Origin of the sequence: Streptomyces sp. NPDC096311, from assembly GCF_044763085.1 — a bacterium.
In the GTDB taxonomy this organism is placed as follows: domain Bacteria; phylum Actinomycetota; class Actinomycetes; order Streptomycetales; family Streptomycetaceae; genus Streptomyces.
In genome coordinates this window covers 414409-427039 of record NZ_JBIWFN010000008.1, presented here as the reverse complement: position 1 = coordinate 427039, position 12631 = coordinate 414409, and the positions used below count along the sequence as shown (strand labels likewise).

The following is a 12631-nucleotide window of genomic DNA, read 5'->3' as shown; positions in this document are numbered from 1 at the left end:
TGATGGTCGGTAGCCGTACTGGCCGTCCCCCCGTCCAGCGTGCCCCACGGCGCCCCGCCGGACGCCCCCGTTCGCCGCGCGACAACCCCCTGCGCCTGCTCGTCCTGCGCGCCCGCAAGGCCTGGGACCGTCCGCTCACCGCGTACTATCTGATCTTCGGCAGCAGCCTGTTGATCACCGTGCTGGGCCTCGTGATGGTCTACTCGGCCTCGATGATCACAGCGCTGCAGCTGTCGCTGCCGGGGTCGTTCTTCTTCCGCAAACAGTTCCTCGCCGCCTCCATCGGCACCGTGCTGCTCCTGATCGCCATGCGGGTACCGGTGAAACTGCACCGGGCGCTGGCGTATCCGATCCTGGCCGGCGCGGTCTTCCTGATGATCCTCGTGCAGGTCCCGGGGATAGGAATGGCGGTCAACGGCAACCAGAACTGGATCTCCCTCGGCGGCTCGTTCCAGATCCAGCCCAGCGAGTTCGGCAAGCTCGCGCTCGTGCTCTGGGGTGCCGACCTGCTCGCCCGCAAGCAGGACAAGGGCATGCTCGCGCAGTGGAAGCACATGCTGGTGCCGCTCGTCCCGGGCACCTTCCTGCTGCTCGGGCTGATCATGCTCGGCGGCGACATGGGCACGGCGATCATCCTCACCGCCATCCTCTTCGGACTGCTGTGGCTGGCCGGGGCGCCCACGAGGCTGTTCGGCGGCGTGCTGGCGGTCGCCGTGACCATCGGTTTCATCCTGATCAAGACGAGCCCCAACCGGATGTCCCGGCTCGCCTGCATCGGCGCCACCGAACCCGGCCCGAACGACACCTGCTGGCAGGCCGTGCACGGTATCTACGCGCTGGCCTCCGGCGGACTGTTCGGTTCCGGCCTCGGTGCCAGTGTGGAAAAATGGGGACAACTCCCGGAAGCGCACACCGACTTCATCTTCGCCATCACCGGGGAGGAACTCGGCCTCGCGGGGACGCTGTCGGTGCTCGCCCTCTTCGCGGCTCTAGGCTATGCGGGTATCCGCGTGGCCGGACGCACGGAGGACCCCTTCGTGAGGTATGCCGCGGGAGGCGTGACCACCTGGATCACGGCCCAGGCCGTGATCAACATCGGTGCGGTGCTCGGTCTGCTGCCGATCGCCGGAGTCCCGCTCCCGCTGTTCTCCTACGGAGGGTCCGCCCTGCTGCCGACCATGTTCGCCATCGGGCTGCTGATCGCCTTCGCACGCGACGAGCCCGCTGCGCGGGCGGCGCTTGCGATGCGGCAACCCCGCTTTGGTAGAAAGCGTGCTGCGGTGAGAGGCTCCGCGGGGGCCGCGGGGCCTCGGAGATGGAACACGATGCGACGGCGTGCCTCGGCGGCGCGTTCGTCCGGAGAGCGGTGAATTTCGGTGCATGTCGTACTCGCCGGCGGGGGGACCGCCGGCCACATCGAGCCCGCGCTCGCCCTCGCGGACGCCCTGCGCAGGCAGGACCCGACCGTGGGGATCACGGCCCTGGGCACGGAACGCGGACTTGAGACCCGGCTCGTACCGGAGCGGGGCTACGAACTCGCGCTGATCCCCGCCGTTCCGCTGCCCCGCAAGCCCACACCCGAGCTGATCACCGTCCCGGGGCGGCTGCGCGGCACGATCAAGGCGGCCGAGCAGGTCCTGGAGCGCACCAAGGCGGACGCGGTCGTCGGCTTCGGTGGCTATGTGGCGCTGCCCGCCTACCTCGCGGCCAAGCGCCTCGGCGTGCCGATCGTGATCCACGAGGCCAACGCCCGGCCGGGCCTCGCCAACAAGATCGGGTCCCGGTACGCGGCGCAGGTCGCCGTCTCGACCCCGGACAACAAGCTGCGCGGCGCCCGCTACATCGGTATCCCGCTGCGCCGCTCGATCGCCACCCTCGACCGGGCCGCCGTACGCCCCGAGGCGCGCGCCGCGTTCGGTCTCGACCCCTCGCTGCCGACCTTGCTGGTTTCCGGCGGCTCCCAGGGCGCACGGCGCCTCAACGAGGTCGTCCAGCAGGCGGCTCCCTACCTTCAGCAGGCCGGTATCCAGATCCTGCACGCGGTCGGCCCGAAGAACGAACTGCCGCAGGTCCACCAGATGCCGGGAATGCCCCCGTACATCCCGGTACCGTACGTGGACCGGATGGACCTCGCGTACGCGGCGGCCGACATGATGCTCTGCCGCGCGGGCGCGATGACCGTCGCCGAACTCTCCGCCGTCGGGCTGCCGGCCGCCTACGTCCCGCTGCCCATCGGCAACGGCGAACAGCGGCTGAACGCCCAGCCGGTGGTCAAGGCCGGTGGCGGGCTCCTTGTCGACGACGCGGAGCTGACGCCTGCGTGGGTTCAGCAGAACGTGCTGCCCGTGCTCGCCGACCCGCACCGGCTGTACGAGATGTCCCGCGCCGCCAGCGAGTTCGGCCGCCGGGACGCCGACGACCTGCTCGTCGGCATGGTGTACGAGGCGATCGCCTCTCGCCACCGCTAGGACCGCATGAGGGAAGGCAGGGAGCGTGGCCGGACCGACGACCGCCGAGCGCGGTGAACGGCAGAAGTTGGAGTCCGGCTCGCCCCGCCTCAGGCGGTTGCGTCGCCTTCGTATGCTCATCATCCTTTTGATCGCGGTGGTGTTGGCGACGGCGGCCGTGCTCTGGCTGCTCTACGGCTCGCCGTGGCTGCGGGCCGAGAAGGTGTCGGTCTCCGGGGTGCGGGTCCTGACGGACCGGCAAGTGCGCGACGCGGCCGATGTGTCGGTCGGATCGCCGCTGATTTCCATCGATACCGACACCATTGAGGCGCGATTGCGCCGGAAATTGCCCCGAATTGACTCGGTTGATGTCGTCCGTTCCTGGCCGCACGGAATCGGGCTGAAAGTGACCGAACGCGCCCCGGTACTCATTCTCAAAAACACCGGAAACGGCGGCAAGTACGTCGAAGTGGACGCCAAGGGTGTGCGTTTCGCGACGGTTTCGGCTGCCCCGAGGGGTGTGCCCACACTGGAATTGGCCGTGCCTGCGAAGTCCAGGGCGGCCGTTCTGCGCCGCTTCCCGGTCGACCGGCTGGTGCGCGATGCGGTGGGGGTGGCCGGGGACATTCCGGCCGCTGTCCGTCGCGACACCCGGATCGTCAAGGTCCGTTCGTACGACTCGATCTCGCTGGAGTTGAGCGGCGGACGCAGCGTCGAGTGGGGGAGCGACGAGAAGGGCCATGCCAAGGCCAGGACGCTCACCGCTCTCATGAAAGCAGCTCCAGGGGCCCGGCACTTCGATGTGAGTGCCCCCATCGCCCCTGCGTCATCGGGGAGTTGACGCACATCAGCGCAGGCCAGCACCCTGGTTGGGCAGCGCTACGGCTGATCACATAGGGTGAAAAGAAAAACGGGAGGTTCGGCGTGTTCGTTGAACGTGCGCCACTTGTCGACTTAGTGTCCTGTTCGGAAGAGTCCAAGGAACAGACACACTGGTAACCCTAAACTTCAGCGTTAGGGTTCGGGTCGGCGTTCGGACCGTCCCATTCGGCATCAGTCGTCGGATCGCGAGCGTGCGAGGCGACGACACGTAACTCGAGGCGAGAGGCCTTCGACGTGGCAGCACCGCAGAACTACCTCGCAGTCATCAAAGTCATCGGTGTCGGCGGCGGTGGTGTCAATGCCATCAACCGGATGATCGAGGTCGGTCTCAAGGGCGTCGAGTTCATCGCCATCAACACGGACGCGCAAGCTCTGTTGATGAGCGACGCCGACGTCAAGCTCGACGTCGGCCGCGAACTCACGCGCGGACTCGGCGCCGGAGCCAACCCGGCCGTCGGCCGCAAGGCGGCCGAGGACCACCGCGAGGAGATCGAGGAGGTCCTCAAGGGGGCCGACATGGTCTTCGTGACGGCCGGTGAAGGCGGCGGCACCGGCACCGGCGGCGCGCCCGTCGTGGCCAACATCGCCCGCTCGCTCGGCGCCCTCACCATCGGCGTGGTCACCCGCCCCTTCACCTTCGAAGGACGGCGTCGCGCCAACCAGGCCGAGGACGGCATCGCGGAACTCCGCGAAGAGGTCGACACCCTCATCGTCATCCCGAACGACCGGCTGCTGTCCATCTCGGACCGCCAGGTCTCCGTCCTCGACGCCTTCAAGTCGGCGGACCAGGTCCTGCTGTCCGGTGTTCAGGGCATCACCGACCTCATCACCACGCCCGGTCTGATCAACCTCGACTTCGCCGACGTCAAGTCCGTGATGTCCGAGGCGGGTTCCGCGCTCATGGGCATCGGCTCGGCCCGCGGCGACGACCGCGCCGTGGCGGCGGCCGAGATGGCGATCTCCTCGCCGCTCCTGGAAGCCTCCATCGACGGCGCACGCGGCGTCCTGCTCTCCATCTCCGGCGGCTCCGACCTCGGTCTGTTCGAGATCAACGAGGCTGCCCAGCTGGTCAGCGAGGCCGCACACCCCGAGGCCAACATCATCTTCGGCGCGGTCATCGACGACGCGCTCGGCGACGAGGTGCGGGTCACCGTGATCGCCGCAGGCTTCGACGGCGGCCAGCCGCCGGCCAAGCGGGACAACATCCTCGGCTCCACCTCCGCCAAGCAGCGCGAGGAGCCCGCGCCGGTGCGGGCCGCCGAGAGCCGTCCGTCCTTCGGCTCGCTCGGCAGCGTCACGCCGAAGGAGGCCCCGGAGCCCACCCCGGAGCCGGTCAACGAGGTCCAGGTCGCTCCGCCGGTCCCGCCGTCCCGCGCCTACTCGGACAGCGCGGCCGAGGAGCTGGACGTGCCGGACTTCCTGAAGTGATAGGACATCGCTCCGAAACGAGCACCGTGAGCGGCGCGCACTTCGCCTTCACCGACCGGTGGGGCGGGGTGAGCGCCGTTCCGTACGAGGAGCTCAACCTCGGCGGAGCGGTCGGCGACGACCCCGACGCCGTACGGACCAATCGTGAACTGGCCGCCAAGTCGCTCGGACTGGACCCGGCCCTGGTCGTCTGGATGAACCAGGTGCACGGGCCGGACGTGGCGGTGGTCGACGGACCGTGGCTCTCCGCGGAGATCCCGTCCGTCGACGCGATCGTGACCGCGCGGCGCGGGCTCGCCCTCGCCGTCCTCACCGCCGACTGCACGCCCGTGCTGCTGGCCGACCCGGTCGCCGGGATCGCGGCAGCCGCCCACGCGGGACGGCCCGGCATGGTCGCCGGGGTCGTCCCCGCCGCCGTGCGGGCCATGGTGGAACTCGGCGCCGAGCCCGAGCGGATCGTCGCCCGCACCGGACCCGCGGTCTGCGGCCGGTGCTACGAAGTGCCGGACGAGATGCGCGCCGAAGTCGCCGCCGTCGAGCCGGCGGCGTACGCCGAGACCAGCTGGGGCACTCCCGCGGTCGATGTGACCGCCGGAGTGCACGCGCAGCTGGAACGGCTCGGGGTGTGCGACCGGGCGCAGTCGCCGGTGTGCACGCTGGAGTCGGACGACCACTTCTCGTACCGACGGGACCGCACCACCGGGCGGCTCGCGGGCTATGTCTGGCTGGACTGATGGGGCATGACGGAACGTAAGGCTCAACTCGCCGGAAATCTGGCGAAAGTGGAAGAGCGCATCACGGCGGCCTGTGTGGCCGCCGGGCGCAAGCGCGAAGAGGTGACCCTGATCGTGGTCACCAAGACCTACCCCGCCGGCGATGTGCGGATCCTGTCGGAGCTCGGTGTGCGCAACGTCGCCGAGAACCGGGACCAGGACGCGGCGCCCAAGGCCGCGGCTTGCTCGGATCTGCCCCTCTCGTGGCATTTTGTCGGTCAGTTGCAGACCAACAAGGTCCGTTCTGTGGTCGGTTACGCGGATGTGGTGCAGTCCGTGGACCGTGCCCGGCTCGTCACGGTCCTGTCGAAGGAAGCGGTGCGGGTGGAGCGCGAGGTGGGCTGCCTCATCCAGGTCGCACTGGACGCGCAGGAGAGCGGCCGGGGTGAGCGGGGAGGCGTCGGAGTCGGCGGAATCGAAGAGTTGGCCGACCTCATCGCCGGGGCACCCGGGCTCCGGCTCGACGGACTCATGACCGTCGCACCGCTCACCGGGGCGTACGCCGGGCGCCAACAAGCGGCGTTCGAGCGGCTGATGGATTTGTCGACTGCTATGCGCCGCACGCATCCGGCTGCGAACATGGTGTCTGCAGGGATGAGTGCGGACCTCGAGCAGGCCGTGGCGGCCGGAGCGACACATGTACGCGTCGGTACGGCGGTACTCGGAGTCCGACCCGGGCTCGGGTAACGTCGCCAAGAAGTCGGACCACAGCAGAAAATATGGTCATTACCGCCACTGGCGGGCATAACGACCTCGTGGATCGCGGGCACTTGGCAATTCGTCAGCCGATCCACCACAGAGCGGAGGACTCAGAGCATGGCCGGCGCGATGCGCAAGATGGCGGTCTACCTCGGCCTCGTGGAGGACGATGGGTACGACGGCAGGGGCTTCGACCCCGATGACGAGTTCGAGCCCGAGCTCGACCCGGAGCCCGAGCGTGACCGGCGGCGGCACGAGCCGCCTCACCAGTCGCATCAGGCACATCAGTCCCAAAGGGATGAATCGGTGCGCATGGTGCAGCCTCCGGCGCCTCGCGATCCGTTGCCGCATTCCGCTTCGCTCACTGCGGAATCCAGCCGTCCGGCGCGGATCGCGCCCGTGGCATCCATCACACAAGAACGCGCAAGCCTGGAGAAGAACGCACCGGTGATCATGCCCAAGGTCGTGTCGGAACGAGAGCCGTACCGGATCACCACACTTCACCCGCGGACCTATAACGAGGCCCGTACCATCGGGGAACACTTCCGTGAGGGCACCCCGGTGATCATGAATCTGACTGAGATGGATGACACAGATGCGAAGCGACTTGTCGACTTTGCGGCCGGTTTGGTGTTTGGTCTCCACGGCAGCATCGAGCGGGTGACGCAGAAGGTGTTCCTGTTGTCGCCTGCTAACGTCGATGTCACGGCGGAGGACAAGGCCCGCATCGCAGAGGGCGGGTTCTTCAACCAGAGCTGAGACGCAGGACCGGATCAAGGTACGGAAACAGGGGAGAGGTAAGCACGGATCATGAGCGTGGTCGGGCAGGTTCTCTACGTCGCGCTGACGTGTTTCCTCGTCGTGTTGATTTTCCGGTTGGTCATGGACTACGTCTTCCAGTTCGCCCGCTCATGGCAACCCGGCAAGGCGATGGTGGTCGTTCTCGAGGCCACCTACACTGTCACCGATCCACCGCTCAAGCTTCTGCGGCGGTTCATTCCGCCGCTGCGTCTCGGGGGCGTGGCGCTCGACCTGTCCTTCTTCGTACTGATGATCATCGTCTACATCCTGATCTCCGTCGTGAGCCGGCTGTGAACGATACGGTCTTGCCGAATGCCGACGACTACGTTGAGGTGAAGAGATGCCGTTGACCCCCGAGGACGTGCGGAACAAGCAGTTCACGACCGTCCGCCTCCGAGAAGGCTATGACGAGGACGAGGTCGATGCCTTCCTCGACGAGGTCGAAGCCGAACTGACGCGACTGCTCCGCGAGAACGAGGACCTGCGCGCCAAACTGGCGGCGGCCACGCGCGCGGCTGCGCAGAACCAGCAGCAGGGCATGCGCAAGCCGCCCGAGCAGCAGGACCAGCAGGGCCCGCCGCAGGGCATGCGAGGTCCCGGTGCGCCCGTACCCGCCGGCATATCGGGCCCGCCGCAGCAGCAGATGGGTGGCCCCATGGGTGGCCCGCCCCAGCTGCCGAGCGGTGCGCCGCAGCTGCCCGCGGGCCCCAGCGCCCAGGGCGGCCAGCAGGGCCAGGGCCCCATGGGTCAGGGTCCGATGGGCCAGGGTCCGATGGGGCAGGGCCCCATGGGTCAGGGTCCGATGGGCCAGGGCCCCATGGGTCAGGGTCCGATGGGCCAGGGCCAGATGGGTCAGGGCCCCATGGGCCAGGGCCCCGGTCAGCAGATGCAGCAGCAGATGCCGGGCCAGATGCAGCCTCAGATGCAGCAGCAGATGGGTGGCCCGATGGGCGGCCCCATGGGTGGACCCATGGGCGGTCACGGCCCGCAGATGCCGCAGCAGGGCCCCGGTGGCGACAGCGCCGCGCGTGTCCTCTCGCTGGCTCAGCAGACCGCCGACCAGGCGATCGCCGAGGCCCGCTCCGAGGCCAACAAGATCGTCGGCGAGGCCCGCAGCCGCGCCGAGGGTCTCGAGCGTGACGCCCGTGCCAAGGCCGACGCGCTGGAGCGGGACGCGCAGGAGAAGCACCGTGTCGCGATGGGCTCCCTGGAGTCCGCCCGCGCCACGCTGGAGCGCAAGGTCGAGGACCTGCGTGGCTTCGAGCGCGAGTACCGTACGCGTCTGAAGTCCTACCTGGAGTCGCAGCTGCGCCAGCTGGAGACGCAGGCGGACGACTCGCTCGCCCCGCCGCGCACTCCGGCCACGGCCTCCCTGCCGTCGCCCTCCGCGCCCTCGATGGCTCCGGCCGGCGCGAGTGCGCCGTCGTACGGCGGTCAGGGCATGGGCGGTGCCCCGGCACCGGCGGCGCCCTCCTACGGCGGGCAGCAGCAGATGTCGCCGGCCATGACCCAGCCGATGGCTCCGGTACGGCCCCAGGGGCCGTCGCCGATGCAGCAGGCCCCCTCGCCGATGCGTGGGTTCCTCATCGACGAGGACGACAACTGACGGCCTTGAGTACGCCTTAGGCGTCGGCAGCGTTCAGGGCGGAGCCCCGGATCTTTCCGGGGCTCCGCCCTTTTGCCGTGCTGTTTCGGGCGGGGAAGTCTCGGGCGCGCGTGCGGTTCCTTGGGGCATCTGTACGGGGTACGCAACGCCGAAGGCCGGGGCCCACCAAGATCTTTGGTGGGCCCCGGCCTTCGTTCTTCGGCTGCGGGCCGGTGGGGGCTGGTCGCGCAGTTCCCCGCACCCCTGGGGGCAGGGGGGCTACGCCTTGCGGAGGCGGAAGGTGAGGGACAGGCCCTCGTCGGTGAACGAGGCGCCGTAGGTGTCGTCGGCCTCGCCCTGGGCGAAGTCGGTGGCGAGGACCTCGTCGGCGATCAGCGCGGCGTGCTCGTTCAGGGCGGCGATGACGGCCGGGTCGGTGGACGTCCAGCGCAGAGCGATCCGGTCGGCCACGTCGAGGCCGCTGTTCTTGCGGGCCTCCTGGATCAGCCGGATCGCGTCACGGGCGAGACCCGCCTGCCGCAGCTCCTCGGTGATCTCCAGGTCCAGAGCGACCGTGGCACCCGAGTCGGACGCCACCGACCACCCCTCGCGCGGGGTCTCCGTGATGATGACCTCGTCCGCGGCCAGCGTCACCGTCTCGCCGTCGACCTCCACCGAGGCGGTGCCCTCGCGCAGGGCGAGGGAGAGGGCCGCCGCGTCCGTCTCGGCGATCACCTTGGCGACCGCCTGGACGCCCTTGCCGAAGCGCTTGCCCAGCGCGCGGAAGTTCGCCTTGGCCGTGGTGTCGACCAGCGAGCCGCCCACCTCGGAGAGGGAGGCGAGGGAGGTGACATTCAGCTCTTCGGTGATCTGCGCGTGCAGCTCCCCGTCGAGCGACTCGAAGCCGATCGCCCCGACCAGCGCGCGGGACAGCGGCTGGCGCGTCTTGACGCCCGACTCCGCGCGCGTGGCGCGGCCCAGCTCCACCAGACGCCGGACGAGGACCATCTGCCTCGACAGCTCCGGGTCGATGGCGGACAGATCCGCCTCCGGCCACGAGGACAGGTGTACGGACTCCGGGGCGCCCGGCGTCACGGGGACGATCAGGTCCTGCCAGACCCGCTCGGTGATGAACGGGGTCAGCGGGGCCATCAGCCGCGTGACCGTCTCCACGACCTCGTGCAGGGTGCGCAGCGCGGCCTTGTCGCCCTGCCAGAAACGGCGGCGGGAGCGGCGCACATACCAGTTCGAGAGGTCGTCGACGAACGCGGAGAGGAGCTTTCCGGCACGCTGGGTGTCGTACGCCTCCAGTGCCTGGGTGACCTGGTCGGTGAGCGCGTGCAGCTCGGACAGCAGCCAGCGGTCGAGGACCGGGCGGTCGGCCGGGGCCGGATCGGCCTCGGAGGGGGCCCAGTCGGAGGTGCGGGCGTAGAGGGCCTGGAAGGCGACCGTGTTCCAGTAGGTCAGGAGCGTCTTGCGCACCACCTCCTGGATGGTGCCGTGGCCGACGCGGCGGGCCGCCCAGGGGGAGCCGCCGGCCGCCATGAACCAGCGCACCGCGTCCGCGCCGTGCTGATCCATCAGCGGGATCGGCTGCAGGATGTTGCCCAGGTGCTTGGACATCTTGCGGCCGTCCTCGGCGAGGATGTGGCCCAGGCACACGACGTTCTCGTACGACGACTTGTCGAAGACGAGGGTGCCGACCGCCATGAGGGTGTAGAACCAGCCGCGGGTCTGGTCGATGGCCTCGGAGATGAACTGCGCCGGGTAGCGGCTCTCGAAGAGCTCCTTGTTCTTGTACGGGTAGCCCCACTGAGCGAACGGCATCGAACCCGAGTCGTACCAGGCGTCGATGACCTCCGGCACGCGTGTCGCCGTCCGCCGGCAGCCGTCCTGCGGGCACGCGAAGGTGACCTCGTCGATGAACGGGCGGTGCGGGTCCAGGTTCGACTGGTCGGTGCCCGTCAGCTCGGAGAGCTCGGCGCGGGAGCCGACACAGGTGAGGTGGCCTTCCTCACAGCGCCACAGCGGGAGCGGGGTGCCCCAGTAGCGGCTGCGGGACAGCGCCCAGTCGACGTTGTTGTTCAGCCAGTCGCCGAAGCGGCCGTGCTTGACGGACTCCGGGAACCAGTTGGTCTTCTCGTTCTCCTGGAGGAGACGGTCCTTGATGGCGGTGGTGCGGATGTACCAGGACGGCTGCGCGTAGTAGAGGAGTGCGGTGTGGCAGCGCCAGCAGTGCGGGTAGCTGTGCTCGTAAGGAATGTGCTTGAAGAGCAGACCACGCTGCTGCAGGTCCTCGGTGAGCTTTTCGTCCGCCTTCTTGAAGAAGACACCGCCGACGAGCGGAACGCTCTCCTCGAAGGTGCCGTTCGGGCGGACCGGGTTCACCACCGGCAGTCCGTACGCCCGGCAGACCTTCAGGTCGTCCTCGCCGAAGGCGGGGGACTGGTGGACCAGACCCGTGCCGTCCTCGGTCGTCACGTACGCGGCGTTGACCACGTAGTGGGCCTCGGCCGGGAACTCGACCAGCTCGAACGGACGTTGATAGGTCCAGCGCTCCATCTCGGCGCCGGTGAAGGTCTCACCGGTGGCCTCCCAGCCCTCACCGAGCGCCTTCTCGACGAGCGGCGCGGCGACGACGAGCTTCTCCTCACCGTTCGTCGCGACGGCGTAGGTGACCTCGGGGTGCGCGGCGACCGCGGTGTTGGAGACCAGCGTCCACGGGGTCGTCGTCCACACCAGGAGCGAGGCCTGGCCGGCCAGCGGACCGGAGGTGAGCGGGAAACGGACGTACACGGACGGGTCGACGACCGTCTCGTAGCCCTGTGCCAGCTCGTGGTCCGACAGGCCCGTCTCGTCGCGCGGGCACCAAGGGGCCACGCGGTAGTCCTGGACGAGCAGACCCTTGTTGAAGATCTCCTTGAGCGACCACCACACGGACTCCACGTACTCGGGGTCCATCGTGCGGTACGCGTCGTCCAGGTCGACCCAGTAGCCCATGCGGTTGGTGAGCTCGGTGAACGCGTCGGTGTGACGGGTCACGGACTCGCGGCACTTGGCGTTGAACTCGGCGATGCCGTACGCCTCGATGTCCTGCTTGCCGGTGAAGCCGAGCTCCTTCTCCACCGCGAGCTCGACCGGGAGGCCGTGGCAGTCCCAGCCGGCCTTGCGGGCCACGTGATAGCCGCGCATGGTGCGAAAGCGCGGGAAGACGTCCTTGAAGACGCGCGCCTCGATGTGGTGGGCGCCCGGCATGCCGTTCGCGGTGGGCGGGCCCTCGTAGAACACCCACTCAGGGTGGCCCTCGGACTGCTCAAGGCTCTTGGCGAAGATCTTCTGCTCGCGCCAGAAGTCGAGCACGGCGTGCTCGAGCGCGGGCAGGTCGACCTGGGCGGGCACCTGGCGGTACGTCGGCGTTGTCATCAGCGAGCTTCCTCCGGCGGACTTTCTGCCTTCCGTCCGGAGGGACGAGAGCCTGAGCAGCCATCTCCTGGATGCTGCGGACGCCGTGCGCGGCGCGCTCCCGCGGTACCACCCTCCTTGGCTCCCCGGTGCGTGCTGCGCACCAGTGAGCCCCCTCATTGGGGTCGCGATGCCGGTTCTACCGGCCGCTGCTCGCTCGCTGCGGCTTTCTTCCGGCGGCTCCGGGGTGATCTTCGCGTCGCGCTCGCCCCCGGGCTTCCACCGTCCCCGGGTCGCTCCTGGCTGCGTACGCCGCTACTCGTCCCCATCCACGCTTCTCGCTGCGCCCAGTGTACGGCGCCGCGCGGACAGCGGCCGACCGGTTTTCCGGGGTGCGCCGCCGGGGACGTCCGGGGCGTCCCACGGCCTGCGCGGTGACCCGAACGGCGAGGCGCGGGCGTCCGGATCCTGGAACGCCGGACCTGGCGGATTACCCGGCGGGGAGCTGGGCACAACGCATGCAGGTTCCTCGCGAGGGACCCGCGGGGCGGACGAAACGTTGGTGCGCCCGGTTGCCGCGGACCAGAAGTCGATTTATCGTCCCAGCACGATTT

At 69.1% G+C, this 12631-nt stretch carries 10 protein-coding genes; 9 read left to right on the top strand and 1 reads right to left on the bottom strand.

The window, feature by feature from the left end; genetic code table 11:
- Positions 1-2: 2 nt before the first annotated feature.
- The 9 genes from ftsW to ACIRA5_RS22870 all read left to right on the top strand — a co-directional run bounded on the left by ftsW (position 3) and on the right by ACIRA5_RS22870 (position 8636).
- Positions 3-1370 (top strand): putative lipid II flippase FtsW, encoded by a 1368-nt coding sequence (gene ftsW, locus ACIRA5_RS22910; RefSeq protein ID WP_403693304.1) that lies wholly within the window; start codon positions 3-5, stop codon positions 1368-1370.
- Between the two features lie 6 nt (positions 1371-1376).
- A complete protein-coding gene (gene murG, locus ACIRA5_RS22905; protein WP_054231490.1) occupies positions 1377-2468 on the top strand; it encodes an undecaprenyldiphospho-muramoylpentapeptide beta-N-acetylglucosaminyltransferase in 1092 nt (363 codons plus the stop codon).
- Positions 2469-2493: 25 nt separating this feature from the next.
- Complete coding sequence (locus ACIRA5_RS22900; RefSeq protein ID WP_403693303.1) at positions 2494-3288, top strand: cell division protein FtsQ/DivIB; 795 nt, start codon at positions 2494-2496, stop codon at positions 3286-3288.
- A 275-nt stretch (positions 3289-3563) separates the two neighbouring features.
- Complete coding sequence (gene ftsZ / locus ACIRA5_RS22895) at positions 3564-4757, top strand: cell division protein FtsZ (protein WP_067363745.1); 1194 nt, start codon at positions 3564-3566, stop codon at positions 4755-4757.
- A 26-nt stretch (positions 4758-4783) separates the two neighbouring features.
- Positions 4784-5491, top strand: coding sequence for a peptidoglycan editing factor PgeF (gene pgeF / locus ACIRA5_RS22890; protein ID WP_352046588.1), 708 nt, complete (start codon positions 4784-4786; stop codon positions 5489-5491).
- 6 nt (positions 5492-5497) lie between these two features.
- Positions 5498-6217: a YggS family pyridoxal phosphate-dependent enzyme gene (locus ACIRA5_RS22885; protein WP_352046587.1), complete on the top strand. Its 720-nt coding sequence runs from the start codon at positions 5498-5500 to the stop codon at positions 6215-6217.
- 129 nt (positions 6218-6346) lie between these two features.
- Positions 6347-6988: a cell division protein SepF gene (locus tag ACIRA5_RS22880; protein WP_403693300.1), complete on the top strand. Its 642-nt coding sequence runs from the start codon at positions 6347-6349 to the stop codon at positions 6986-6988.
- 51 nt (positions 6989-7039) lie between these two features.
- Positions 7040-7324 carry a YggT family protein gene (locus tag ACIRA5_RS22875; protein WP_075026383.1) on the top strand — a complete coding sequence of 95 codons (285 nt, stop codon included), beginning with the start codon at positions 7040-7042 and terminating at the stop codon, positions 7322-7324.
- A 46-nt stretch (positions 7325-7370) separates the two neighbouring features.
- Positions 7371-8636, top strand: a complete 1266-nt coding sequence (locus ACIRA5_RS22870; protein WP_403693298.1) for a DivIVA domain-containing protein — start codon at positions 7371-7373, stop codon at positions 8634-8636.
- Between the two features lie 258 nt (positions 8637-8894).
- Here ACIRA5_RS22870 and ileS read toward each other — a convergent pair whose 3' ends face one another.
- Positions 8895-12038 (bottom strand): isoleucine--tRNA ligase, encoded by a 3144-nt coding sequence (gene ileS / locus ACIRA5_RS22865; protein WP_403693297.1) that lies wholly within the window; start codon positions 12036-12038, stop codon positions 8895-8897.
- Positions 12039-12631 lie beyond the last annotated feature (593 nt).